Raw genomic sequence first — 25,623 nt, forward strand, 5'->3', positions numbered from 1 at the left:
TTATCGTTGGAATGAACTTGCCTTCTTGAGGTTCTGTTGTGCCTCTTCGACGTTTTTCAGTATCTCCATCGCACGCTTTGACTCGTTACGGTTGATGTTCAGCACGAGGTGGCAGTGTGGACAATGCAGTCCGCTTGCCGAAAGCAGTTCAGTGATGGAAGTAGAAATGAATGTTCCACATTTAGGACAGTTGAGCCCCGGGGTTTTCTGCTGATTATTTGTCATAGCTATAGGTTTTGATATTATTCTTGGTTTTTATTCTTTGATATCACCTTTATGCTGCTGTCTGTTGCCTGCAGCAATCCACGCATGCCATCAGGCAACTGGACTGGTTCGAGCTTTACATGTACCTTGATGTTTGTCATCTTCTGTTCCAATCTCCTAGCTTTTGGCATTTCTGTCGGTACAGGTCGCTTGAGCCTGACGCAGACTCCGGGGGCAATTATCCTTCTCCGCAGTATTTCCTTTTCCAGCGTTGCTGACATTTTCGCCTCCGGAACACTTCTCAGCTGATCCCTGAACACCGGATAACGCTCCAGAAAAAGGTGCCGTTCTTTCTCGTTTACATCGGTTTTGATGTCAACCTGTGCCTCAATGTCAAACGTAGCTTCCGCAACACGCAGCACAGGAAGCGGCAACAACGACAGCTTGGGTATGGAGACAATCTGCTGCAGCCCGTCAGAATCGGTCATTTCAAAGTCAACCATCTTGAGCCTTTCATGTCCATCTCCTATTTTCGAGGGTACCAGTGCATAGTTACGCAGCACCTTCAGATAGTCTTCGGCAGCCTTCTGGTCGGCAGCAACAGTTGACTGGATCATTCCCGTCAGCATATCAGCCAACGTCATCTCCATCGAATCTCCCCCCTTGCCACCTGCAAGGTCTTCAGGACGTATCTCTTGGGTATTGGTAATGTCATTGTCCATAATGAATTGTCAGAGTTTATGATTCAGACTTCTTTATACTTTCCTGCGGTGAGACCGTCAATGTGACACTGTGGACAGCATGCCCGGGCAGCAATGCCAGACGGTCAGCATCGACAATGACATCCATCGACTGAATGCCGTCTTCCGGCGATTTCCCCTGCAGTTCACCGTCAGAAGCGATAGCGAAGCGGAAGGTTATCTCCATGTCGCCAATAGTCACGGCAGGCAGATTCAGCTGATTCATGACACCCGCATCGGCATATTGCTCAGCGAGTGATTCTGTGAGGAGGTTAGCCTCATGCTGCGCCGACAGTACGTCGCGCAGCACTGAGGCTATTACGTCTTGTAATTTCGTCATGTTGAAATTATTTTTATGATACAAATACTATGCGTTGCAGTTTTCCCGCAGTGATTTTGTAGACTCCTTTTTCGCTGAACACAAGCAGCATGTTGTCACCGCTCTGCAGCAAAACAGGAGTTTTCGCGCCGTTAAGCTGAACGCACTTCACCGCCGTCGGCTGGCAAGCTCCCTGTTCGTCACGATAGTTTACCGATATGGCAGCATACCCGTTGGTAAGCGACACCTGTTCTGCCGACACCTGAAGAACACCATTGGGGTCGATGACTTCCGCCGACTCATTGAGTACATCTAACAGTTTGTCGATTCCACGAGGCATATCCCCTTCGCTTGCAGTGATGGTCACGTCCATCGTTGTTTCCACACTGTAGCGCGAGTCACGGGTTGCACCAGAGTCTTTCTTTGACGAATAGCTCGCCGACAAAGTTGCCGCAGGACTTGACCTGTTCTCCGTTTCAGGTTGTTTGGCACTCTTCTCTGCCGTCTCCCCCTTCCCTGCTGAAGGCTTCTGTGCTCCTCCACCAGAAGAAGACGGCTTGGCAGGCTTGTCACTGCTGCCCAATCTGAAAGTGGTATTGACAGGTGTTCCGCCGCTTCCTACCGAAGCCACGACCGACGAGACTGCATCCACCTTGGCCTTGAACGTGTAGTTCATGGACGTTATGGAGAGGCGTGGCACCGGCATCAGCGTGAGCAGCGGTACCCGCATCTTCACCTGTTTACCGTCGCGGACGAAGTTCATCGTGACATAGGCTATCTGTCCCTGTCCGTCCTCGTCCACTTTTATGCCTTCTTCACGGATGTAACCGAGCGTCTCCTTCGCCAGGTCACGCTGTGCCTTGATAGCTGCACGCAGCGGATTGCCAATGAGCTTATCGAACGACAGCTTGTCAAGCAGGTTCAGGGAATCTTCCACGAAAGCCTTGTCAATCTGCACTTCGTTCAACTCCTTCATCTGTTCAGCCAGGGACGGTTGGCTTGCGCCGCCCTTTTCGCCCTTTCCGACAGTGTCCTTGACACCCTCAAGAATACTCTTGCCTTCCTCAACAACTCCGCCTTTTTCCTCTTTCGGGGACTCGGCATCGTTCTTGTCTTTGTCCCCGGTGTTGCCGTCTTTACGATCAGCTTCACCGCCAGCATCTTTATTGGTGTCCTTATCTTTACCACTGTCTGTGCCTCTCAGATCCTTAACCTTGTTTTCAACAGTCTCCTTGACTGTATCTATAATGCCTTCAAGGAAGCCACCACCCTCTTTTCCGGATGCGCCTTGTGCGGCATCTCCATCCGTTTTCGGGGCTTGCTCCGCAGGCGGAGAGTTGTTGGCAAGATTTTCATCTTTGCTTTTATTATTGTCATCTGGCATAGTCAACTGTTATTTAATTACTTTGATGACCAGCTTTCTCTCGCCGGCCTTTGCACAATAATCTCCCTCTTCATTGAACTTGCAGAGTAATCCAGCGTCGTCAGCAGCCTTCTCACATTTTTTGTCTGTAACTTCACTGCCCAACTTGGAGCCCTTATATTCATACAGGCGAATGTCCTCGGGCATGTAATATCCCTCCTTATTCTTGTAAGAAATATAGGTGCTTCCGCCGCCACCCAGACTGACTACCTGGTCAGAGGCGCGCATTTCACCCTTTGTGTCCGTAGAGTCAATAGAGCTACTGAGTACTTCCAGCACCTTCGACATTCCGGCAGGCATGTCGTCCTGTCCGGCTTTGACGTTCACGTCCATCGTATATTCCACGCTGTATTTGGAATCACGCGTTGCCGTGGAGTCTTTCTTGCTTGATATGCTGGTGCTCAATTCCACGCTGCCACTTGCTACGAGTAGGTTGAATCCCGCCTTTACCTTCGTCCCCATTTCAAATCCGAAGGACTTATGTTCGGTTTTTGAAGTGGATGCTGCCGCAGAGATGCGTGCCTTGAAAGCAATGTCAATCTCGCGTATGGTAAGGTAAGGAATCGGAACTATCGTCAGCAATGGCAGGCACAGAGTTGCCGAACGCCCGTCTTTGCGGTATTCGAAACTCACGTAAATCGCCTTCTTTCCACCGCCCTCGGCGTCAGTCAGCCCCACATCTCTGATAAACTCCCAGGATGCTTGTGCCGCCTTAGCCTGCGCATCAATGCAGGCTTTGAGCGGACTTCCTATGAGCGTACCGAAAGGCAACGACTGCAGCGCATTGGTAGCGACTTGAGAAGGAGTCGTGTCAATGGATGCCATAACCTTGGAAAGATTTAGAAATTAATAATTCGATGATTCTGTCCGAAAGGCATGCTGTTAAGACTGGGCCGGAGCAGCAGGTGTGGGTGCTTTCTGTTCGAGTACCCTTACATTTATCTTCTGTACACCACACTCGATTACATAAGCATTGTCTCTCGGTGTAAACTCAAATTCCATGGTCTTGTCCATGTCGTTTTTGGTGGCGCTGGCAGCATCCTTGCATTTTATCTGGGTGGAATCATAGAGTCCCGCAGGTGTCTTATACTGGGCAATCACCTTTGCTTTCGCATCCTTCGCCACATAGAACGTGGTGTCGTTTACGGTCAGCTCGCCGTCGGGTGAGCAGAGGTCCATCGCTGCACCGAGCAATTCAAGAATCTTTGCCATACCCGCAGGCATGGACTCCTGACCGGCATGTACAGCAACGTCAATCGTAGCCTCAACACTGAACGATGAGTCCTTCGTACTCTTGGAATCGTACTTGGACGAATAGGATGTGGTCAGGCTGGTTGTCCTTTTCGAACGCCACCCGTTCTTTGTGTCCTTCTTGTAGTCTCGTTTATACTCTGAGGAGTATTCACTCGTATCAGAAGTGTTTTCAACACCGTTTACCGTGGCTTTGAAATTGATGTCAATAGAGTTGATTGCAATGTACGGAATAGGCAGAATCGTCAGCAGAGGAACGCTGATAGTCACCTTCCGCCCATTCTGTACAAAGTTAAAGTACACGTAGATAGCTTCTTTCGTACCGTCTTGCGTTTCGTTCAGACCTACCTCTTGGATGAAATTCACCGTAGTCTGCGCTGCTTGTGCTTGTGCCAGGATACAGGCATTCAGCGGACCACCAATTAAGTTGTCGAAAGGAAGTCCTTGCAACGTTCGGATAGTTTTACCAGTTACTCCCATAGTGTTAAGTTTTTAGTCAGGTTCTTTGAATGGACAGATTGACAGGATAGAACCTGTATAAATCCTGCCACGTCCGGTTAGTTATTCAGCTATATAGATCACTGTGGCCTTCGTTTTAAAAACAAACGCAAAATCTATGTCGCAAATATAGGAAATAAAAAAATAACTTCCAAATAATCAGACAAAAAAAAACCAATTTTCTTTTAAAAAAATCATACAAAGGAAAACTGCACAGAGGGGAACGTTTGCCGTAGCAAGGGCTGTTGGGCGGGAAGCAGGCTTGGTCATATTGGTTGCCAATCCCGGGGTTTCTCTGGAAAATTCCACAGTCCTCCGATGACGGAAAACCCAACGAGGCATCGGGAGCAATGCGCTCCTTGGCCATAATAATATTGTGTAGAAAACAACGGATGCCAGACAGCATTGCAACCAAAGCCCTACTTGAAATACAAGTAAGCCTTACTTCACACGCAACCAAGCCTTACTTACGATGCAATCAAGCACAGACAATTGCACAGCTCTGCAATCAACAGACAACCTGACCTTTGCACATTTTGCAGGAATCGGCCTTTTTCTCCTGCATCCCTGGTGCAGGCCAGAAAGAATCATGCAGGCCTACTTACTGCAGACAAAGCTTCTTTATTATGAAAATATTTATTACTTTTGCAGCCGTTTGCCGGAAGGGGAATGACTGCCCGGACCGGTCTTTTATTCATTCATTATATGTACAAACCAACATTTCAAAAGCGCAGCGTTCTGAAGTTCAAACACTTCTCCAACCACGGCTACTCGCTCTTCGCCGTCCTCGGCAAAGAGGTGCTGGTCGGGGTGCTGAGCGTCGCTACTCTGCAGCATGCCACCGCCAAAGGCATCAGTATCGAGGCCGACAAGGCCGAGACCGACTCAGCTGCTACCGGCCGGGGAGTGATGCTGGATGAAGTAAGCGTGACGGGGACGCGCGCACCGCTGACGGTCAGTCAGCAGGCGAGAATGGTAACTGTACTGAGCCGCGAGGACATCCAGGCGGCGCCGGTACAAAGTGTAAACGATCTGCTGAAGTATGCCGCCGGCGTGGATGTCCGGCAGAAAGGCCCCTTGGGCGCCTTGACGGACGTAAGCATCCGCGGCGGCAACTCCGAACAGATCACCGTCCTCCTCAACGGCATCAACATCTGTGATGCACAGACAGGACACAACGCCTTTGATTTCCCTGTCGACATCAGCGAAATCGAACGGATCGAAGTCCTCGAAGGGCCTGCAGCCCGGGTTTACGGCACGTCTTCTTTATTAGGTGCCATCAACATCGTAACCCGGACACCACGGCAGACGAGTCTTTCCGCCCATGCAGAAAGCGGCTCCTACGGCTACTTCAGTGCCGGCGTGCGCGGCAACCACGCATCCGGAAACCGGTGGAACAACCAGCTGTCGGCCTCCTGCACCCGCAGCGACGGTTATCTCCGCAGCAAGACCGGCCGTCTCAATGCCGATTACCGCACGGCAAAAGCCTTCTACCAGGGCGGCTACACGGATGAGGACATAACCGTGAGATGGCACGCCGGACTGAGCGCAAAGGACTTTGGAGCCAACACGTTCTATTCTTCACGGTATGACGACCAGTTTGAACATACCTTCAAGACCTTCACCGCCCTGCAGGCCGAAAACCTCCGCGGACGCTTCCACATCCGGCCGGCCATCTACTGGAACCGCAGCATGGACCGCTTCGAGCTTTTCCGTGATGCGCCTGACAAATATCCGTTCAACTATCACCGTACGGATATTTACGGTGTCAATCTCAATGCTTATTTCGACTGGATACTCGGACGGACGGCTGTGGGTGCGGAACTCCGCAACGAAGACCTCGTCAGCGGCAACCTCGGCGAACCGCTCTCCCGGCCGAAACACATCCACGGGACAGACCGTGACTACACCGTAGGACTGAACCGGACAAACATCCAGTTCATCCTTGAGCACAACATCATTCTCGACCGTTTCACGCTTTCCGCCGGTCTGACTGCCGTCAGAAACAGCCAGGCGGATATGCCCATGCGTGTCTATCCGGGCATCGATGCGGGTTACCGTATCGGGAAAGCATGGAAGCTGTATGCCTCCTACAATGCGTCGCTCCGCATGCCTTCTGTCACCGAGCTGTTCTATTCCGTCGGCGGCTACAAGGCCGACAAGCACCTCCGGCCGGAGGAACTATCGGCAATCGAAACCGGTATGAGATACGAAGAGAAGGGTGTCGCAGCAAAGGCAAGCCTCTACTGGAACCATCACCGGAACCTCATCGACTGGATCACGGACGGGACGAAGGACGCCGACGGGGCCTTGATATGGAAAAGCGTGAACTTCGGAACAATCAACGATTTCGGTACAGAGGTCTCACTCGACTTTGACTTCCGGCAGATCTTCCCTGCCCAGCGGTTCTTCAAAAAGCTGGGGATGGCCTACAGCTACATCAGCCAGGACAAAGCGGAAGAGAAAGGGAAAGTGAGCAAATACACTTTAGAGTATCTGAAGCACAAGCTGGTCGGTACGCTCCAGCTGAACCTCTGGCGCAGCCTCGACCTCGGCATCAATTATCGCTTCCAGCACCGCATGGGAAGTTATATCGACAAGAACAACCAAGAGCACGATTACAGGAGCTATGGTGTCGCAGATGCGAGGATGAGCTGGAACGCCGGGAAGTGGACCGCATACGTTGAAGCCGACAATCTCTTCGGAACACATTATGTCGATTACGGCAACGTACCACAGCCCGGCACGTGGATTGTCGCCGGTTTCAGCATCCACCTGTAAGCCGTTGTCTTACACCGGTTCCGTTCACAGGAATGATTCGTGAACGGACGTGTGTCCCCACATCATCACAGCCTGTCATCCGTTTACCGGGGCGACAGGCTGTACGCTGTCAGGAAAAACCGGACACGGCAGCACCATCCCGCACATCGGCTGCTCTGCACCTGAAAAGACCCTCCGGCACCAGCAGGACGGATTCTGTTCTATGACCGGGAAAGCAAGAAAGAGGCTTCCGCCTCCTGCCATAAAGACAACCCCAGCATAATCACTAAAAAACGATTACTAATATTTATATATGTTAATTATTGGATGTATGCTGCGTAATTCTGCCTTATGAAATGTTATATTTGCAGCACAAAACCTAAAAAGGAGTTGCTGTTTCCGATGAACATCATGGTACATCTCCTCTTACCTAAGCAAAGAACAGACAAATGAGAGAGTATCAGCAGAGGGGGTATCAGGCATAGAACCTATACCGCAGACCACGCCTTGGCAGGTTTCACCTAAATCGAATAAGATTATCAACAAACATAAATTACGAATGAGAAAAGGAAAGATTCTACCAGTAAGTGTTTTCCTGTCTTGCTGCTGTCTGAATGCTTTTGCCAGCGACCATGCCGGTCTGTCCGGCAACTTTGGCAAGAACGTTATTGCCGCAGCTGTAAAGGCGAATGCCTCAAAGATTCAGGGGACACAGCAGTCGGATGGTGATGTAAAGGTCACCGGAACCATCGTTGACAACACGGGCGAACCGGTCATCGGAGCGACAGTCCGCGTCAAGGACACGCAGAACGGCACGACGACCGACCTCGACGGCAAGTTCGCACTCACGGCTCACAAGGGTGCGACACTTGTCATCAGCTATATCGGAATGAACACCGAAGAAGTGAAAGTCACCGGCAATGCTCCGCTGACGGTTACGCTGAAAGCCGAGGCACACCAGATTGAAGAGGTCGTGGTAACGGCCCTGGGCATCAAACGATCGGAAAAGGCGTTGAGCTACAACGTACAGAAAGTAGGCGGTGAGAGCCTTACAACGGTCAAGAACCCCAACTTCATGAACTCTCTCTCCGGCAAGGTGGCCGGTGTGAACATCAACGCCTCTTCTGCCGGCATGGGTGGTGCTGCCCGAGTCGTGATGCGCGGTCCGAAGTCCATTACCCGCAGCAACCAGGCGTTGTACGTCATCGACGGTGTGCCGGTGAACAACACTTCACAGGGTGAAATCAGCGGCGGCGCATTCAGTTCGCAGCCGGGTTCGGAAGGCATTGCCGACATCAACCCGGAGGACATCGAGTCGATCAGCGTCCTCAGTGGTCCTGCCGCTGCAGCCCTCTACGGTTCGGCTGCCGCACAGGGTGTCATCATGATCACCACCAAGAAAGGCAAGGAAGGCAAGGTGAGCGTGACGGTCAGCAACAGCACGCAGTTTGCCAACCCGTTCGTGATGCCGGAGTTCCAGAACTCCTACATCAACCGTGCCGGCGAGGTGAAGTCGTGGGGTGCCAAGACTCCGTCAGCCTATGGGAACTATGACCCCAAGGACTTCTTCAACACCGGTACGAACGTACAGAACAACGTGTCGCTGACTGCCGGTACCGACAAGAACCAGACCTACATCTCTCTGGGTACGACGAACGCAAGAGGTATCATCCCCAACAACAAGTACGACCGTTACAACTTTGCGTTCCGCAATACGACAACGTTCCTGAACGACCGGATGACCCTCGACTTCAGCTTCAACTACATCAAGGAGCACGATACGAACCTGACGGCTCAGGGCCAGTACTTCAACCCGCTGACAGCCGTCTACCTGTTCCCACGCGGTGAGAGCTTCGATGCCATCCGCACATTCGAAATCTACGACGAGTCGAGAGGCATTAATGTGCAGAACTGGAACTTCGGCGATGCACTGAGCATGCAGAATCCTTACTGGGTGGCAAAGCGCATGGTACGCTCCAACAACCGCAGCCGCTACATGGTCAGCGCAAGCCTGAAGTACAAGATTTTCGACTGGATGGATGTAGTGGGCCGCCTGCGCTGGGATGATGCCAACACGAAGCAGGAGGACAAGCGTCATGCTTCTACCACGAACCTCTTTGCCCACTCAAAATACGGTTTTTACGGATATGACAAGGTGAACGACCGTTCCCTCTACGGCGACCTGATGTTCAACATCAACAAGACGCTGGACGACTTCTCCGTATCGGCCAACCTCGGTGGTTCGTTCTCTCGCATCAAGTACAATGTAACCGGTTTCCAAGGCGGTCTGAAAGCTCCGTCCAACCTGTTCACACCGAACGCCATCGACTACGGTACGGCTACGGCAGACAACCGTCCTATTTATACTGACAATGCCCACAAGATCAACTCCCTCTTTGCCAACGTCGAACTGGGCTGGCGCAGCATGCTGTTCATGACCCTCACCGGCCGTAACGACTGGGATTCGGCGCTGGACGGTACCGACAACGTGTCCTTCTTCTATCCGTCAGTAGGTATGTCCGCCGTCATCTCGCAGATGGCGAAGCTCCCGTCATGGATCAGCTACATGAAGGTGCGCGGCTCATGGGCATCGGTGGGTTCTGCCATCTCGCCCAACATCACCTCACCGTGGCGTTACGTCTACAACCCGGCATCCGGCACTTACAGCACCGTTACCTACAAGTTCCCGAAGAACTTCCGTCCCGAGCGTACCAACTCGTGGGAGGCCGGTCTGACGACGCGTTTCTTCAACAACGCTCTGACCCTGGATGTCACGCTCTATCAGTCGAACACCAAGAACCAGACGTTCCTCCGTCCCATCACCGGCGGACAGGGATTCACTTCCGAGTATGTACAGACCGGTAACGTGCGGAACCGCGGTATCGAGCTGTCACTGGGCTACAACCACACATGGGGCGACTTCGCATGGAGCAGCAGCTTCACTTACAGTGCCAACCGCAACAAGATCGTCGAGCTGCTCAACGACCCGAACGAGGTCATCAACCAGGGCGGTCTGAACGGTGCGAACATCATCCTGAAAAAGGGCGGCACGATGGGAGATGTCTACATGACGAGCGACTTCAAGCGCGATGCCGAAGGCAACATCGCTGTCAAGGACGGCAATGTATCACAGGTGAACCTTCCCAATCCATCCTACCGTGGATCCGTACTGCCGAAGGGCAACATCGGTTTCTCCAACGACTTCTCATGGAAAGGCTTTAACCTCGGTTTCGTTGTCACGGCACGTTTCGGCGGTATCGTCATGTCGCAGACACAGGCGCTGATGGATGCCTACGGCGTTTCCAAGGCTTCTGCAGAGGCGCGCGACAAGGGTGGCATAGCCGTCAACAAGGGTCTGGTTTCAGCCGAGAAGTACTACTCTGTAGTCGGTGGTGACAACCCCATCTGGTCCGAATACATCTACAGTGCAACCAACGCACGTCTCCAGGAGGCCCACCTCGCTTATACTTTCCCACGCCGAATGCTTTCCGGCATGGAGCTGACGCTCGGTCTGACAGCCAACAACCTGTTCATGATCTACAACAAGGCACCGTTCGACCCGGAGGCAACAGCATCGACAGGAACCTATTACCAGGGCTTCGACTACCTCATGCAGCCGAGTCTCCGCACGCTTGGTTTCAACGTAAAACTGAAGTTCTAACTATCACACTGATTTAATCAATTCGAAATGAAAAAGAACAATATATACAGAGCTGTCACTGCCTGCACCTTTGCGAGTGCGGTACTATTCTCAATGCCGTCCTGTACGGATGGCTTCCACGAGGCCAACCGCCCGGGGACAGGAGCCTCTGCAGAGGATCTGAACCGTGACAACTACATGACATCCTCGTTCATCGTTCAGATGGAAAACGAAGCTTTCCCTGAGCAGGAAAACACCTACCAGATGAACCAGGACCTCATCGGCAACTACCTGAGCCGCTACATGACCTATGCCAACAACGGCTTTGCCGAGAAGAACTTCGCCCGCCTGAATGCTCCCAACGGATGGGTGCGCTATCCGTTCAAGGACTCCATGCCCAAGACAGTATCGGCCTTCAAGGAGATTGCACGCGTCACCAACGGGCAGGGGCTGAACTATGCCTGGGCACTGATTCTCCGCGCACAGTCGTTCATGCGGCTCACGGATATGTACGGTCCGATTCCCATCGGGGCTGATCCCAACGACGGCAACGCCTACTCTTCACAGGAGGAAGTCTACAAGAGTCTGATTGCCGATCTCAATAAAGCAACCGGAATCATCAGCCCGCTGGTGGCTGCCAACCCCGACCTTACCGTCTCTGCAGAGCACGACAAGGTCTATCAGGGCAAGTTCGCCAAGTGGCTGAAATATGCCAATTCGCTGAAACTCCGCATTGCCATCCGCATCCGCTTCGTTGCTCCTGCACTGGCAAAACAGCTGGGCGAACAGGCCGTACAGGATGGGGTCATCACGAGCAATGAGGACAACTGCACCATCGCTTACACACCCAACGGACAGTACAAGACCTCTGTTGAGTGGGGCGACAGCCGTGCCTGTGCCGACCTTGAATGCTATCTTGCAGGTTATAACGACCCACGTCTTGCCAAGTTCTTCAAGCCGACCGAGGATGTAGGTCCGCGTACCATCATCGGCTGCCGGGCCGCTGCCAAAATCGGAAACAAAGCCACAGCCGACAAAGCCTACTCTGCCGCCAACATCAACCAGAACAGCGAGGGCGTATGGCTCACCGCTTCCGAGATGGCATTCTGCCGTGCGGAAGGTGCGCTGGCAGGCTGGAGCAACATGGGCGGAACAGCCCAGTCGCTCTACGAAGAGGGCGTAAGACTTTCCTTCGAGCAGTGGGGCGCAGGCGATGCGACAAGCTATCTGGCCGACAACACGTCCACCGAAGCCGATTATGTCGACCCCATCAGCGAATACGGCGGCAATGTCAGTGCCGTAAGCAACATCACCATCAAGTGGGACAATGCGGCCACCGATGACCAGAAGCTGGAGCGGCTTGCCACACAGAAGTGGATCGCCATGTTCCCGAACGGGCAGGAAGGCTGGTGCGAAATCCGCCGTACAGGCTATCCGAAGGTGTTCCCTCTGGCACAGCCGACCGACTACAGCATCCAGGTCGCCAACCGCATTCCCTTCGACATAGACGAGGCTACCAACAACAAGGACAACTACCTCAAGGCCGTACAGCTGCTGAACGGAGCAGACGACTACGCTACCAAGATGTGGTGGCAGCGCAGATAAAACATCATTCATCAACAAACACTCGATAGAAAATGAAGAATATAATCAAGATATTCCTGCTTTCTGCCTGCGCTGCAACGGCTTTCACAGCCTGCAGCGACTGGACAGAGACAGAGACAAAGAACGGAGCCGACCTCACCCACTCCAACAAGTCCGAGGCGTATTACGCACAGCTCCGCGACTACAAGAAGACCGACCATGCCGTGGCTTTCGGCTGGTTCGGCAACTGGACAGGAACAGGCGTGACGTATGAGAATTCCTTGGCAGGCCTTCCTGACAGCACCGACTTCGTCTCTCTGTGGGGCAACTGGAAGAACCCGACCGAGGCCATGCTCAACGACCTGCGGTTCGTGCAGCAGACCAAGGGCACGAAGGTGCTCATTTCCTGCCTTGTCTTCGACATCGGCGACCAGATTACCCCGACACAGACGGACAAGTCCATCTCCTGGAAGGAATGGCGGCACAAGTTCTGGGGATGGGGCGACGACGAGGCTTCACAGATCGCCGCTACCGAAAAGTATGCCAATGCCATCTGCGACACGATCGACAAGTACGGCTACGACGGCTTCGACCTCGATGCCGAGCCAGACTATGCACAGCCTTTCGCTACAGACAAAGAGCTGTGGGTCAACCCCAAAGTCATGGAGGCTTTCGTAAAGACCATGTCCAAGCGCATCGGCCCGAAGTCGGGCACAGGACGTATGTTCGTCGTCGACGGACAGCCTGAAAGAATCCCGGCAGAGTATGGCAACGACCTCAACTACTTCATCCTCCAGGCCTATGCAAGCTCAAGCAACTACGGCCTGAACGAACGTTTCGCCGTACAGGCAGACCACTTCAAGGATCATCTTACACCGGCACAGGTGGCCAGGAAGATCATCGTATGCGAGAACTTCGAAAGTTCTGCCGGCACAGGCGGCGCCAGGTTCACCCTGGACAACGGTACGGTCGTTCCCTCCCTGTGGGGTATGGCTTACTGGCGACCCACCTATGACGGCGTGTCCTACAGCAAAGGCGGCGTCGGCACCTACCACATGGAATACGAATACAACGTTTCCGGACAGACCGGCAACTATCCGTTCCTGCGCAAGGCCATCCAGATCATGAATCCATCTATCCATTAATCAAGACTATCAAATGATGAAATACAACATTTCAAAGCACGTCATGGGAGGGCTCGCAGCAGCCTCCCTGATGCTGCTGGCAGCCTGCAACAATGCGGAATACTCTCCACTTTCCAACCAGGCTTACATCGCACAGACCAATACCAACGGCAACTCCAACGAAAAGGTGACCATCGGCAACACCGCCGTAACCACCACTGTGAATGTACGCCTCTCCGACCCGGCAACGGAAGACTGCACCTTCGAGGTCGTGACAGACGAAAGCGCGCTCGATGCCTACAACCAGCGCAACGAGACTTCCTACAAGGTTCTGCCAAAAGAGTTCTACAGCCTGTCAGGTTCTGAAGTGACCATTGAAGCCGGGAAGACAACCTCATCGGCCGTAACACTGACCATCAACCCATTGACACAAGCACTGAAGGAAAGCGGACAGAAGTATGCCGTCGCGCTTCGCCTGAAGAGCAAGGACGGGAAATATGACGTGCTGAACTCCGGCAGCACGATGGTTTACCTGCTCGACCAGGTCATCTACCAGGCAGTACCGACCATCAACGCATCGCACAACATCCACTTCACCATGCGCCAGGCATACGACCTGAACGAGTGGACACTGGAGTTCAACGTCAACATGAGCGAGCTGGGCAAGGGCCTGGGCGAGCTGAACAACCAGGCACTCTTCGGTGCATGGGGCAGCAACGGCGGTGAAATCTACACCCGCTTCGGCGACGCTCCGATCGAGGGCAACCGCCTGCAGATTAAGACGCAGGGCACGCAGATGAACAGCAAGATGCTCTTTGATGCGAAAAAATGGTATCACATCGCCTTCGTCTGCACAGGAACGAAGCTCTACCTCTACGTCAACGGCGTGCTCGACAACTCCATGTCGCTGCCCGGCAACACGACCAACATCGCCAGCCCGATCAACTTCGGCAACACCGATTATCTCAAAGCCGACGTGAAAGTCAGTGAGCTGCGCTTCTGGACCAAGGCACGCACACAGGCACAGGTGCTCAACAACATGTACGCCTGCGACCCGAAGAGCGACGGTCTGGAAGCCTACTGGAAACTGAACGAGGGACAGGGCGACACCTTCGCCGATGCGACAGGGCACGGCAACACCGGTAAGTGCGTGTCCGTCCCCAACTGGGAACAGAACGTGAGAATCGATGGTAAATAAGTTTTTAAGCAAGACCCAATCATGAACAAGAATATGATCAAGACAGTGCTGGCAGGCGCAATGGTAGCCGCCGCACTGACAGCCTGCCAGAGCGAACCGGAAGTGGGAAGCTCGCTCTACCCTACAGCAGAAGAGAACTACGACACAAAGGCCTATCTCTACACCGGCACCGGCGATGACAACAAAGTCACGCTGGGCGGCGTGAAATCGGCGACGGATGTCACCCTGGCGAACGACAGTGCGCTGATCTACGTGCGCCTCTCCTCACCGGCAGACAAGGACGTTACCGTCAGCGTGGCTGCTACCGCCGAGAATGTCAAGACGCAAGGCAATGAGGAGGTGATGGACAAGGATGCCATCCAGCTGAACCGGACGACCGTCACCATACCCAAAGGGCAGGTGACCGCCTCCGAACCTATCGCCGTAAAGCTGAAGGCGGGCGACGGCCTCAAGAAAATCCCCATGCTGAAGAACGGTGCCGTTGCCGTAGCCATCACGTCCGTTGACGGTGCGGCCGCCGGCAGCTCCTACAACAGGGTACTGGTAGCAACCAACTTCAGCTATGAGAACGTCACGACCGACGGTGAACTGAACTACGACAAGAGCATCAGCTACGACCAGTACACCATGTCGACCAACCTCAGGAGAGTAAATGCCGGCAAACTGAACGACGGCAGTAAAAGCACCCTCATTTACACCTATATGTCCTACGGCCCGACATTCACAATGGCGTTCAAGAAAGAGACCCGCCTCACCGGCATCGGCGTCCTTTCCGCATACACGTACTACAACTACGGCGTCAAGGAAGTTGAGGTGTTCACCAGCATGGACGGCATGAAATGGACAAGGCAGGGGACGGTTACGGCAGCATCCCCCTATGACGACGACACCCCGCTGCCCATCGTCTTCTCTGCACCGGTAACCTGCAAGTATGCAAAGGTGAAAATTCTCTCCTCCTTCCATACCAGCAGCAGACCCCTCTTTGCCGTGAGCGAGATATGGGCGTTTGAATAAGCAGCCCCGGACGAATCTCTTCGCTACGGCGGACACATACTTCTGAAAAAGCCCCCAAAGCATAAGCCTCTCCAGGCCGTATGCTTTGGGGGCTTTCTTTGTTCGCACAACCGCACACTCAACAACAGGCCATCATCTGCCATTCAAAGGGGCGTTCCTTACACGGCAAGGAACGCCCCTTTGGGCTCAAACCAACGCCCCCTTGCAATGCAAACAGGCACCGTTTTTTTGCGTGTCCGGCAACCTGTTGTCCATCAATGTATTATAAAGCCATATTATACTGTACGGAGAACATGAATGACATAAGTCAGTAAATGGCCTGTCCTAAAAATTCCACATCGCCCTGTCGCTGCCAGAAAGCTCGTCAACCCGTCATGTCCTGCTTTTATACGGTATCTTCCGCTTTCCCTTTCAGTCGGAAGCGTGAACATGAATGGTGCCAGACATCGACATGACGGCAGGAGGTGGAAAGACAGACCGCTTCCGGACACTGCAACGCATACAGCGGGCGTCGAATGGACGGCCTGCATGGAGAAAGTCTACCGGGCAGCAACGATAAAATGACCTTTCAAAAGGCTCTGGCCGCAGACAATTCCCCTGCCGAATCCGCAGATACACCACAGCGACAGGCCTCCTCGGAGGTTCTACAGGAGGGCTGCGGCAAGGTGCGGGAACGGCAGAGCAATGCAAGGAGACAATGTACACACCTCCCTTGCTGACACCCGCCGATGCCTGAGCGTACTGTGAAACTTCTGTAATGTAACACAATTCATGACGCAAAACAACAGCAATAAAAAGTTTTTTAGTATCTTTGCAAGATAAACAATTGCCAAAGGCAATGCGTGAAAGAATATAGATTCACTATTCATAAAACCATACAGGAAGAATCATGCTGATAGACTATAAGAAAGTAAACATATATCAGGACGAACGCCTGATTCTGAAAGATGTAGACTTTCAGGCCGAACAGGGAGAGTTCATCTATCTCATCGGACGTGTCGGATCGGGTAAGAGCTCGCTGTTGAAAACCATCTACGGTGAACTGGACATTGACAGTGAGGATGCCGAGAAGGCCGTTGTTCTGGGCGAGAAAATGCTCGACATCAAACGGAGCCGTATCCCAGCTCTCCGCAGACAGATGGGTATCATCTTCCAGGACTTCCAGCTGCTGCATGACCGCTCCGTAGCCAAAAACCTCAAGTTCGTATTGCAGGCAACAGGCTGGAACGACCGGAAGAAAATCAGCCGGCGGATCGGGGAAGTGCTGGAGCAGGTGGGCATGACCGACAAAAAGGACAAAATGCCCAGCGAGCTGTCGGGCGGCGAGCAGCAGCGTGTCGCCATCGCTCGTGCGCTGCTGAACATGCCGAAGATGATCCTTGCCGACGAACCGACAGGCAACCTCGACCCGGAGACGGCCGCCAACATCGTCAGCATCCTGAAAGACACCTGCCAGACGGGGACAACCGTCATCATGTCGACCCACAACATCAGTCTCCTCGACCGTTTCCCGGGCAGGGTCTATCGCTGCAAGGACGGCGGGCTTTCCCAGCTCAACGACAAGCAGGATGCCTGCGACCTGGACGAGGAAGCAGCACTCATCGAGCCCATCATCGAGCCGGCGCAGGACGAATAGACAGACGTCGTCCAGCGTGAATCCACATACAGAAAAGACAGAAGAAGATGAAAGTAATGAAATTCGGGGGCACATCCGTCGGCTCGCCCGAGCGGATGAAGGATGTAGCCTCACTGATTACAAAGTCTGGGGAGTCCGCATTCATCGTGCTCTCCGCAATGAGTGGAACGACCAACACCCTGATAGAAATATCGGATTACCTCTACCGGAAGAATCCAGAGGGTGCCAACGAACTGATCAACCAGCTGGAACGGAAATATCTCGGACATATCGGGGAGCTGTATTCCACGGAAGAATACAGGCAGAAAACACGTGCGTTTCTGGAGGAGAAATTCAACTATCTGCGTTCCTTCACAAAAGACCTGTTCACCTCGTTCGAGGAGAAGAGCATCGTGGCACAGGGCGAGATACTGTCGACCAACATGATGGTGAACTACCTGCAGGAGCAGGGAGTCAAGGCCGTCCTGCTGCCCGCACTCGACTTCATGCGGACGGACAAGAATGCCGAGCCCGACGGTCAGTACATCAGAGAGCACCTGACCGCCATCATGAAGGAGAACGAAGGCTATCGGATCTATATCACACAGGGGTTCATCTGCCGCAACGCCTACGGCGAAGTCGACAATCTGCAGCGCGGCGGATCGGACTACACGGCATCGCTTGTCGGGGCTGCCGTCAATGCCGAAGAAATCCAGATATGGACCGACATCGATGGAATGCACAACAACGACCCGCGTGTCGTTGAGAAGACCGAAGCCGTGCGCCAGCTGAACTTTGAAGAGGCTTCAGAGCTGGCTTATTTCGGTGCCAAGATCCTCCACCCCACCTGCGTACAGCCGGCGAAATATGCCGGCATCCCGGTCCGGCTGAAGAACACGATGGATCCGGATGCTGAAGGAACCATCATCAACAACACCCTCGTGAAAGGAAAGATCAAGGCGGTCGCCGCCAAAGATGACATCACGGCCATCAAGATCAAGTCGAGCCGCATGCTCGGCGCATCCGGCTTCCTGCGCAAGGTATTCGAGATCTTCGAGAGCTACCAGACATCGATTGACATGATCGCGACCAGCGAGGTGGGTGTGTCGATGACCATCGAGAACGACAGCCATCTGGCGGAAATCGTCGACGAACTGAAGAAGTACGGCACCGTCACCGTCGATGCAGAGATGTGCATCGTCTGCGTTGTCGGCGACCTCGACTGGAGCAATGTCGGCTTCGAGACACTGGCGACGGATGCCATGAAGGACATCCCGGTCCGCATGATCAGCTACGGAGGCAGCAACTACAACATCTCCTTCCTGATCAGGGAGACCGACAAGCAGCGCGCACTGCAGTCGCTGTCGGATGTCCTATTCAAGTAACAGAACCGGCAGCAGACCGGCTTACAGGACACCCGTCGCGGAAGCTGACGCACGGCTTGTGGGCCGCCACCAGATGACTTTACAGCCCTATGTTCCACACGTCCTTACGGATAGCCGCATATAGGATAACGCCACGATACGATACAAATCAGACAGATGACCAACAGATTTCCGACAGACAAGTTCAAGCATATCGAGACCCCTTTCTACTATTACGACTGCAACCTCCTTCGGGAAACTCTGCAGGCGATCCATGAAGAAGCGAGGACACACGCAGACTTTATCGTCCACTATGCCGTCAAGGCCAATGCCAACGCAAAGGTGCTGAAGATGATCAGCCGGGCAGGAATGGGGGCCGACTGTGTGAGCGGAGGCGAGATACAACGCTGTCTGGACAGTGGCTTCCCTGCGGGCAGCATTGTCTATGCCGGCGTGGGGAAGGCAGACTGGGAAATCAATCTCGCACTCGACCACGACATCTTCTGCTTCAATGTGGAGAGCGTCGCTGAACTGGATGTCATCAACAGTCTGGCTGCGAGGAAAGGGAAAGTGGCGAATATATGCTTCCGCATCAACCCGGATGTAGGAGCGCATACGCATAAGATGATCACGACCGGACTGGCAGAGAACAAGTTCGGGATTGCCATGCAGGACATGGTGCCGGCCATCCGGGAGGCGGAAAGGATGGCGAACATCCGCTTTATCGGACTGCACTTCCACATCGGTTCACAGATTCTCGACATGACGGACTACCGCCATCTGTGCAGCCGGATCAACGAAATACAAGACGGTCTGGAGGAGCAGGGGATAGAGGTCAGGCACATCAACGTCGGAGGCGGACTGGGTATCGACTATGAACGTCCGGACAGCCATCCCATCCCCGACTTCAAGGCCTACTTCTATGTCTTTGCCCATTACCTGAAACTAAGGGAAGGGCAGAAGCTGCACTTTGAGCTGGGACGTGCCGTCGTCGGACAGATGGGAAGCCTCATCACACGCACGCTCTACGTAAAACAGGGAACGGCAAAGCAGTTCGCCATCGTGGACGCCGGCATGACCGACCTCATCCGTCCAGCCCTCTACCATGCCAGACATGAGATAGAAAATCTGTCGAGCGATGGGCCGGAACAGATCTATGACGTTGTGGGGCCCATCTGCGAGTCAAGTGACGTCTTCGCCAAGGACATCCCGCTGAACACCGTCCACCGGGGCGACCTGATTGCGCTTCGGTCGGCCGGGGCATACGGAGAAATCATGGCTTCGCAATACAACTGCCGCCGGCTGCCTGTCGGCTACCTGTCTGACGAGCTTTAACAAAAACAATGCAACAAGTAAATGTTCACCTTTGATCATACAACCCTCCTCTTCTCGGCTGTGCTGTTGGCCGTGGCACTACTGACAGCCCTGTGCAATCCTTTCTTCCGCAGAGTGAGGATATCAGAACACCGGACAGCAACGCCCGAGGCTGATGGAGAAGACACAACGGAGAGAACAGACGAAGGAGGGAAAGCTGTCGGAAGTTCGGCTATCCCTATGCTTCCGGCCGTCTCCATCATCTTCACGCCGCATGACAATGCGGAGGAGCTCTCGAAAAACCTCCCATGCTATCTGGGCCAGCACTACCCGGCAGATTTCCAGGTAATTGTCGTCGCTCCGCAGAACGACCATGAGACAAGTGATGTGCTGAAACGCTTTGCCGGCAACAGCCGCCTCTACACCACCTTCATCCCCGAGTCGTCCCGCTACATGAGCAGGAAGAAACTCGCCGTCACGCTGGGAGTCAAAGCGGCGAAATACGAGTGGGTGATGATGGCTGATATAGGCTGCCGCCCACAAGGCGATGACTGGCTGCGGACGATTGCCGGCAACTGTTCCGACGGAAGAGAGCTTGTGGTGGGATACACCCGCTATGAGGATGAGACTCCCGGCTACCGCCGCTTCGAACGTTATTACAGGGCACGCTACGCCATGCGCGAATACCAGCACGACAGGGCTTACGCCTGTCCTTTCAACGCACTGCTGTTCCGCAGAAGCATCTTCCTGCACGAAGAGGGATTCCGCGGAAACCTCAAGTATCTCCGAGGAGAGTTCGACTTCATGGTGAACAAATACGCCCGTGCCGGCAAGCTCGTAATGGAGAATGCTCCGGAGGGGACACTCATCGAGGAGACACCAACGGAAAAAAGCTGGACGGGAAGCCACCTCTTCTATATGGAGAACCGGCGGCATCTGGCGAATACGGCACGCCATCGTCTCCTTCCCTTTCTGGACCAGGCGGCATTGCATGGCAACTACCTGTTACAGAGCACGGCGCTCATTGCCGCCATGCTGCTCGGCCGGTGGACGGTCGCCGCTGCCGCAGGACTGGCACTCATACTGACGCTCGTCCTCCGCCTGCTCATCGGCAGGAAAGCCCTGGAGCGTTTCGACGTGGGAATCCCGGCCTGGAAAGTACTCCCTTACGAGATAGCAATAGCATGGCACTACCTGGGTTACAGGATTCAATACCGCCGTGCTGACAAGTACGACTTCATTTCTCATAAACTATAAATGCATATCCTCCATTACATAGACGGTATAGAAGCCGGCAACCTGCTGTCGGATCACCTCCTGCGGCTGGCTGCGGCACAGCGGGAATATGCAGATGTCAGGACGGTCACACAGTCCGACAGGTTCACTAGTGTACTTGCCGACGGCCCAGCAGACATCATACACATCCATGCCTGCTGGGACTACAAGGCCGCAAGATGCGTCAGACAGGCTGCCGGGAAGGGGCTTCCCGTCGTACTCTCACCGCACTGGGGGCTCGACACACGGATCCGTACAACGGAACAGAGGCTCACAAAACGCACGAAGGCACTGCTCTATCAGGCGAAGACAGTGCGATGTGCAGATGCACTCCTCGTCACCAACGAACGGGAGAAGCAGGACATACTCGGACTGGGGTGGACAAAACGCATCGACGTAGTGGCAGACAGCGTGCTGGACAGCCGGCAGAGCGACGACCGGATGGCGCAGCAGACACTTGCTTTCTACCGAAAGGTATGCGACACCCGCTATCAGCTTGCCATGACCGCCATGGAGCGGGAAGCCATACCCAGCCTGCTGCACGCCGGACTGGCACAGGAACCGGCACACAATCTCCTGCCCAGCGACCAGCTGCTAAACCTGCGGAGCCTGCATCCTGAGCAATGGAAACGCATCCTGCTCTACGCCGACGACGAAGGGATAAGAGACATCATAGACGACGGCATCAGCCGTCTGCAGATCCAAGCACCGGACATAGACACGACGGCTATCCGGCGGTATGCCCTGCTGGCACCCAAGGAGACCCGATCCGTAGACACGAAAGAACTGTCCGGCAACCAGTTCCTGCGACGGCAGCGGCTCAATGACAATCTCAACCGGGAGGAGACGCTGGTCAGAGAAATCGCCGTCATGCTGGCAAACACACAGCGGATAGAACAGGAAGGCAACCTCTCGCTGCGGCAGCTGGCAGACCTCTATACCGCCATCAAATACAATGACTATGACGAAGACCGTCTGGGGGAAGTGCTCCGTCACATGCGCATCTACCGCTATGCACGCCGCATCATACAGGTCCTCTCCGAAAAGATCCAGCTGAAAGAGGGGTTCATGCCCTTCGCTCCACTCAACGACAGACAGACAAGGAAGATCATAAAAAGAAATTACAACCAAAGACATTAGTATATGACACACAAGCATTACGACCTGAAGAAAGACGAACGCTACTTACAGCTGCTGGGACAGTCGTTCCCGAACATTGCTGATGCCACCACAGAAATCATCAACCTTGAAGCCATTGCCCACCTCCCCAAGGGCACGGAGCACTTCCTCGCCGACATACACGGCGAATACCAGGCTTTCCAGCATGTACTGAAGAACGCTTCAGGCAATATAAAACGAAAGGTAAACGAACTCTTCGGAGACACGCTCCGCAGTACGGAGAAACGCGAGCTGTGTACGCTGATCTACTATCCGGAACAGAAACTGGAACTCGTAAAGCATGAGGAGAAGGACATCAATGACTGGTACCATATTACGATCTACAGGCTGATAGAGGTCTGCCGAGATGTTTCCAGCAAATACACCCGGTCAAAGGTACGCAAATCCCTGCCGCCAGATTTCTCCTACATCATCCAGGAACTGCTGCACGAACACTCGGACGACAAGGACAAGACCGACTACGTGAGCGCCATCATCAAGACGATCATATCGACCGGACGCGCCGACGACTTCATCATCGCCGTCTGCGAGGTCATCCAGCGGCTTGCCATCGACCAGCTGCACATCCTCGGCGATGTCTACGACCGCGGGCCGGGTGCCCACATCGTGATGGACACCCTGCAGAACTATCACACATGGGACATCACCTGGGGGAACCATGACATCCTGTGGATGGGGGCCTGCGCCGGCAATGACGCCTGCATCTGCAACGTCATCCGCATCGCCCTGCGTTATGCCAACATGGCGACCATAGAAGACGGGTACGGAATCAACCTTATCCAGCTGGCGACACTCGCCATGGACGTGTACGGCAACGACCCCTGCGAGGAATTCATGCCGAAAGTGTCGAAGGACAATCCGCTTGACGAGCGCAGCCTGACCTTGACCGCACAGATGCACAAGGCCATCAGTATTCTCCAGTTCAAGATCGAGTCGCAGATGATCGCCCGCCACCCGCTCTGGAAGATGGATGACCGCCGCCTGCTCCATGCCGTCGATTACAAGAAAGGCACGATTGTCGTGGACGGAAAAGAATACAAGATGCGTTCCTGCAATTTCCCGACCATCAACCCTGACCAGCCCGACCAGCTCACTGAGGAGGAGCAGCTTCTCATCGACCGCCTGCACCACTCCTTCACTTCCAGCGAGAAACTGCGCAGCCACATCCGGGCGCTGCTCCGTCACGGCTGTATGTACAACATCGTCAATCACAACCTGCTCTATCACGCATCCATTCCGCTTACAAAAGACGGAAAGCTGAAAGAGGTGGAAATCGCACCGGGTGAGAAACTGAAAGGCAAGGAACTGCTTTATCAGACCGGCATGAAGATACGCTCCGCCTTCCAGACGAACAGCGACCTGCAGACGGAGGAGGAACACCAGGATGCCGTCGACTTCTTCCTCTATCTATGGTGCGGACCGGACAGCCCGCTCTTCGATAAAGCCAAGATGGCTACTTTCGAACGGTATTTCCTGACCGAGAAAGAGACGCACAAGGAGGCAAAGGGTTACTACTTCACCATGCGCGACAATGAACAGACCGTCGACATGATCATGGACGAGTTCGGTGTACAACAGCCCAACCGCCACATCATCAACGGCCATGTGCCCGTCCATGTCGTCAAGGGAGAAAGCCCTATCAAAGCCAACGGGAAGCTGATGGTCATCGACGGAGGATTCTCACAGGCCTATCACAAGGAGACGGGCATCGCCGGCTATACCCTCGTCTACCATTCCCGCGGTTTCCAGCTTGTCCAGCACGAGCCGTTCACATCCGCTGAAGATGCCATCAAACGGGGTACGGACATCGTTTCGACGACCCAGATCGTCGAGATGAATCAGCATCGGCTCCGGGTCGAAGATACCGACAAGGGGAAAGAGCTGCGGCTTCAGATTGAAGCTCTCAAGGAACTGCTTTACGCTTATCGCTGCGGTTTCCTCACCGAGCACGAACGGAAAACCCCGCCCAAGGCATAAAGGACAACCGCTGCAGTCTGGTAAACGGGACTCCGTATAAGCCGGGCATCCGCTCCTCAACGCATATAGGACGATGACCGGGACGAACCGGCTGCACCGTCTCCTGCCGATGTGCTGATGCCCGACACATACCGTGCTGATGTCCGACACCAGTCGTGATGAAGCCTTGTACGTTTACAATCTGTTGCCCGGATGGGGACAGCCCGTAGGACAAACAGATACGTACTGTCCGAACACAACGTAACTTATTGTAAGAAGGATCCGCTTCCCAAGAGAAAACGAGAAACCACCGGTTGAAAGAAAACTGCGTGCAGGAATCTATGCAATGCAGGTCTTGCCGATAGCGATAGAAAACGATAAAAGAACAGCGCAAGAGCAAGAAAAGTATGGAAGAGACCGTCCTGCGAGGAGATACGGTCAGCCATACTTTTCTTGCTCTTGCACTGTTTTTTATATCTGATGTCTTTAAGCAGGTCAGACAATCGTCACCTCCAGTCTGATCCGCAGCATGAGGCCTATCACCCGCAGCAGCTTCGCCTTGTCCTTGGTCGTGTTAGGAACCATTATCCAGCGGTTCTCGACGATCTGCAGCTGAGAATGAACCTTCCGGGAGGTTGCTATCAGTTCATGGCCGCTCCACGTCAGATGTAAACGCATCACATTGTCAACGCCGAGCCGGCGGATCGTCCCAAGATAGACATCCAGTGCACTTCCGTTTGCAACGTATATCCCATCGGGCAACCTGACCCGGATCCGGTCTTTCGTCCGGCTCCTCTTTTCTTTGTCGGCATCAACCTGGACTTCAAAATCCGTACCTGTCTCAATAGACAGATTCAATGACAACTGATCGCTGATGACCCGCAGCTGCATATACTTATTGTCGGTCGACGACTGGGTATTCAGATACCAGCCGTCACAGACGGATTTCATCCACGCCTTGTATTTGGGATAAATCTCCCTGGCAAGTATCGGAAGATGGCATAAATCCAGCTTTATCAAAGGGAATTTGTCCGACCCGATCGTCCTCAATACAGCAATCATCGTTGCAGAAGCATTGTTGCAGCAGATCACCTTCCCATCAGGAAAAGTAACACGGATGAGTTTCTTTTTCGCTCTGAGTCTCCCGTTCTCAATTTCCATTTTA

General features: G+C 53.8%; 19 protein-coding genes. 12 read left to right on the top strand and 7 right to left on the bottom strand.

What is annotated here, in order from left to right; translation table 11 throughout:
- The 6 genes from HMPREF9141_RS10670 to HMPREF9141_RS10695 are packed head-to-tail and all read right to left on the bottom strand — an operon-like array spanning position 1 to position 4,417.
- Positions 1-225 carry a hypothetical protein gene (locus HMPREF9141_RS10670; RefSeq protein ID WP_007368758.1) on the bottom strand — a complete coding sequence of 75 codons (225 nt, stop codon included), beginning with the start codon at positions 223-225 and terminating at the stop codon, positions 1-3.
- A gap of 17 nt (positions 226-242) precedes the next feature.
- Positions 243-926: a DUF2589 domain-containing protein gene (locus tag HMPREF9141_RS10675; RefSeq protein WP_007368759.1), complete on the bottom strand. Its 684-nt coding sequence runs from the start codon at positions 924-926 to the stop codon at positions 243-245.
- 16 nt (positions 927-942) lie between these two features.
- Positions 943-1,284 (bottom strand): hypothetical protein, encoded by a 342-nt coding sequence (locus HMPREF9141_RS10680; RefSeq protein WP_007368760.1) that lies wholly within the window; start codon positions 1,282-1,284, stop codon positions 943-945.
- A gap of 13 nt (positions 1,285-1,297) precedes the next feature.
- Positions 1,298-2,647: a DUF2589 domain-containing protein gene (locus HMPREF9141_RS12485; RefSeq protein WP_007368761.1), complete on the bottom strand. Its 1,350-nt coding sequence runs from the start codon at positions 2,645-2,647 to the stop codon at positions 1,298-1,300.
- Positions 2,648-2,656: 9 nt separating this feature from the next.
- The gene (locus tag HMPREF9141_RS10690) at positions 2,657-3,511 is read right to left on the bottom strand and encodes a DUF2589 domain-containing protein (protein ID WP_007368762.1); all 855 of its coding nucleotides are present in this window, start codon (positions 3,509-3,511) and stop codon (positions 2,657-2,659) included.
- A 57-nt stretch (positions 3,512-3,568) separates the two neighbouring features.
- Positions 3,569-4,417 (bottom strand): DUF2589 domain-containing protein, encoded by an 849-nt coding sequence (locus HMPREF9141_RS10695; protein ID WP_007368763.1) that lies wholly within the window; start codon positions 4,415-4,417, stop codon positions 3,569-3,571.
- A gap of 723 nt (positions 4,418-5,140) precedes the next feature.
- Here HMPREF9141_RS10695 and HMPREF9141_RS10700 point away from each other — a divergent pair.
- From HMPREF9141_RS10700 to HMPREF9141_RS10755, 12 genes are all read left to right on the top strand, one after another.
- The gene (locus tag HMPREF9141_RS10700) at positions 5,141-7,216 is read left to right on the top strand and encodes a TonB-dependent receptor plug domain-containing protein (RefSeq protein ID WP_040555079.1); all 2,076 of its coding nucleotides are present in this window, start codon (positions 5,141-5,143) and stop codon (positions 7,214-7,216) included.
- A 538-nt stretch (positions 7,217-7,754) separates the two neighbouring features.
- Entirely contained in the window at positions 7,755-10,856 is a 3,102-nt protein-coding gene (locus HMPREF9141_RS10705) for a SusC/RagA family TonB-linked outer membrane protein (RefSeq protein ID WP_007368767.1), read from the top strand.
- Between the two features lie 27 nt (positions 10,857-10,883).
- Positions 10,884-12,440, top strand: a complete 1,557-nt coding sequence (locus HMPREF9141_RS10710; protein ID WP_007368768.1) for a RagB/SusD family nutrient uptake outer membrane protein — start codon at positions 10,884-10,886, stop codon at positions 12,438-12,440.
- A gap of 32 nt (positions 12,441-12,472) precedes the next feature.
- Positions 12,473-13,564: a glycoside hydrolase family 18 gene (locus HMPREF9141_RS10715; RefSeq protein ID WP_007368769.1), complete on the top strand. Its 1,092-nt coding sequence runs from the start codon at positions 12,473-12,475 to the stop codon at positions 13,562-13,564.
- 13 nt (positions 13,565-13,577) lie between these two features.
- Positions 13,578-14,741: a DUF1735 and LamG domain-containing protein gene (locus HMPREF9141_RS10720; protein WP_007368770.1), complete on the top strand. Its 1,164-nt coding sequence runs from the start codon at positions 13,578-13,580 to the stop codon at positions 14,739-14,741.
- A 21-nt stretch (positions 14,742-14,762) separates the two neighbouring features.
- Positions 14,763-15,755 carry a discoidin domain-containing protein gene (locus tag HMPREF9141_RS10725; RefSeq protein ID WP_007368771.1) on the top strand — a complete coding sequence of 331 codons (993 nt, stop codon included), beginning with the start codon at positions 14,763-14,765 and terminating at the stop codon, positions 15,753-15,755.
- A gap of 889 nt (positions 15,756-16,644) precedes the next feature.
- Positions 16,645-17,391: a cell division ATP-binding protein FtsE gene (locus tag HMPREF9141_RS10730; RefSeq protein WP_007368774.1), complete on the top strand. Its 747-nt coding sequence runs from the start codon at positions 16,645-16,647 to the stop codon at positions 17,389-17,391.
- A 47-nt stretch (positions 17,392-17,438) separates the two neighbouring features.
- A complete protein-coding gene (locus HMPREF9141_RS10735) occupies positions 17,439-18,755 on the top strand; it encodes an aspartate kinase (RefSeq protein ID WP_007368775.1) in 1,317 nt (438 codons plus the stop codon).
- Positions 18,756-18,911: 156 nt separating this feature from the next.
- Complete coding sequence (gene lysA, locus HMPREF9141_RS10740) at positions 18,912-20,069, top strand: diaminopimelate decarboxylase (protein ID WP_007368776.1); 1,158 nt, start codon at positions 18,912-18,914, stop codon at positions 20,067-20,069.
- A gap of 21 nt (positions 20,070-20,090) precedes the next feature.
- Positions 20,091-21,305 (top strand): glycosyltransferase family protein, encoded by a 1,215-nt coding sequence (locus HMPREF9141_RS10745; protein ID WP_007368777.1) that lies wholly within the window; start codon positions 20,091-20,093, stop codon positions 21,303-21,305.
- Complete coding sequence (locus HMPREF9141_RS10750) at positions 21,306-22,463, top strand: glycosyltransferase (protein WP_007368778.1); 1,158 nt, start codon at positions 21,306-21,308, stop codon at positions 22,461-22,463.
- Positions 22,464-22,466: 3 nt separating this feature from the next.
- Positions 22,467-24,479 (top strand): fructose-bisphosphatase class III, encoded by a 2,013-nt coding sequence (locus HMPREF9141_RS10755; protein ID WP_007368779.1) that lies wholly within the window; start codon positions 22,467-22,469, stop codon positions 24,477-24,479.
- 474 nt (positions 24,480-24,953) lie between these two features.
- Here the strand turns inward: HMPREF9141_RS10755 and HMPREF9141_RS10760 are convergent, their stop codons facing one another.
- Positions 24,954-25,619 (bottom strand): hypothetical protein, encoded by a 666-nt coding sequence (locus tag HMPREF9141_RS10760; protein WP_007368780.1) that lies wholly within the window; start codon positions 25,617-25,619, stop codon positions 24,954-24,956.
- Positions 25,620-25,623: the final 4 nt, after the last annotated feature.

Origin of the sequence: Prevotella multiformis DSM 16608, from assembly GCF_000191065.1 — a bacterium.
Taxonomy (GTDB): domain Bacteria; phylum Bacteroidota; class Bacteroidia; order Bacteroidales; family Bacteroidaceae; genus Prevotella; species Prevotella multiformis.

Bases quoted from the DNA above. Each gene is read 5' to 3' on its own strand.
- HMPREF9141_RS10670 (WP_007368758.1), bottom strand. From the start codon at position 225: ATGACAAATAATCAGCAGAAAACCCCGGGGCTCAACTGTCCTAAATGT.
- HMPREF9141_RS10675 (WP_007368759.1), bottom strand. From the start codon at position 926: ATGGACAATGACATTACCAATACCCAAGAGATACGTCCTGAAGACCTT.
- HMPREF9141_RS10680 (WP_007368760.1), bottom strand. From the start codon at position 1,284: ATGACGAAATTACAAGACGTAATAGCCTCAGTGCTGCGCGACGTACTG.
- HMPREF9141_RS12485 (WP_007368761.1), bottom strand. From the start codon at position 2,647: ATGCCAGATGACAATAATAAAAGCAAAGATGAAAATCTTGCCAACAAC.
- HMPREF9141_RS10690 (WP_007368762.1), bottom strand. From the start codon at position 3,511: ATGGCATCCATTGACACGACTCCTTCTCAAGTCGCTACCAATGCGCTG.
- HMPREF9141_RS10695 (WP_007368763.1), bottom strand. From the start codon at position 4,417: ATGGGAGTAACTGGTAAAACTATCCGAACGTTGCAAGGACTTCCTTTC.
- HMPREF9141_RS10700 (WP_040555079.1), top strand. From the start codon at position 5,141: ATGTACAAACCAACATTTCAAAAGCGCAGCGTTCTGAAGTTCAAACAC.
- HMPREF9141_RS10705 (WP_007368767.1), top strand. From the start codon at position 7,755: ATGAGAAAAGGAAAGATTCTACCAGTAAGTGTTTTCCTGTCTTGCTGC.
- HMPREF9141_RS10710 (WP_007368768.1), top strand. From the start codon at position 10,884: ATGAAAAAGAACAATATATACAGAGCTGTCACTGCCTGCACCTTTGCG.
- HMPREF9141_RS10715 (WP_007368769.1), top strand. From the start codon at position 12,473: ATGAAGAATATAATCAAGATATTCCTGCTTTCTGCCTGCGCTGCAACG.
- HMPREF9141_RS10720 (WP_007368770.1), top strand. From the start codon at position 13,578: ATGATGAAATACAACATTTCAAAGCACGTCATGGGAGGGCTCGCAGCA.
- HMPREF9141_RS10725 (WP_007368771.1), top strand. From the start codon at position 14,763: ATGAACAAGAATATGATCAAGACAGTGCTGGCAGGCGCAATGGTAGCC.
- HMPREF9141_RS10730 (WP_007368774.1), top strand. From the start codon at position 16,645: ATGCTGATAGACTATAAGAAAGTAAACATATATCAGGACGAACGCCTG.
- HMPREF9141_RS10735 (WP_007368775.1), top strand. From the start codon at position 17,439: ATGAAAGTAATGAAATTCGGGGGCACATCCGTCGGCTCGCCCGAGCGG.
- lysA (WP_007368776.1), top strand. From the start codon at position 18,912: ATGACCAACAGATTTCCGACAGACAAGTTCAAGCATATCGAGACCCCT.
- HMPREF9141_RS10745 (WP_007368777.1), top strand. From the start codon at position 20,091: ATGTTCACCTTTGATCATACAACCCTCCTCTTCTCGGCTGTGCTGTTG.
- HMPREF9141_RS10750 (WP_007368778.1), top strand. From the start codon at position 21,306: ATGCATATCCTCCATTACATAGACGGTATAGAAGCCGGCAACCTGCTG.
- HMPREF9141_RS10755 (WP_007368779.1), top strand. From the start codon at position 22,467: ATGACACACAAGCATTACGACCTGAAGAAAGACGAACGCTACTTACAG.
- HMPREF9141_RS10760 (WP_007368780.1), bottom strand. From the start codon at position 25,619: ATGGAAATTGAGAACGGGAGACTCAGAGCGAAAAAGAAACTCATCCGT.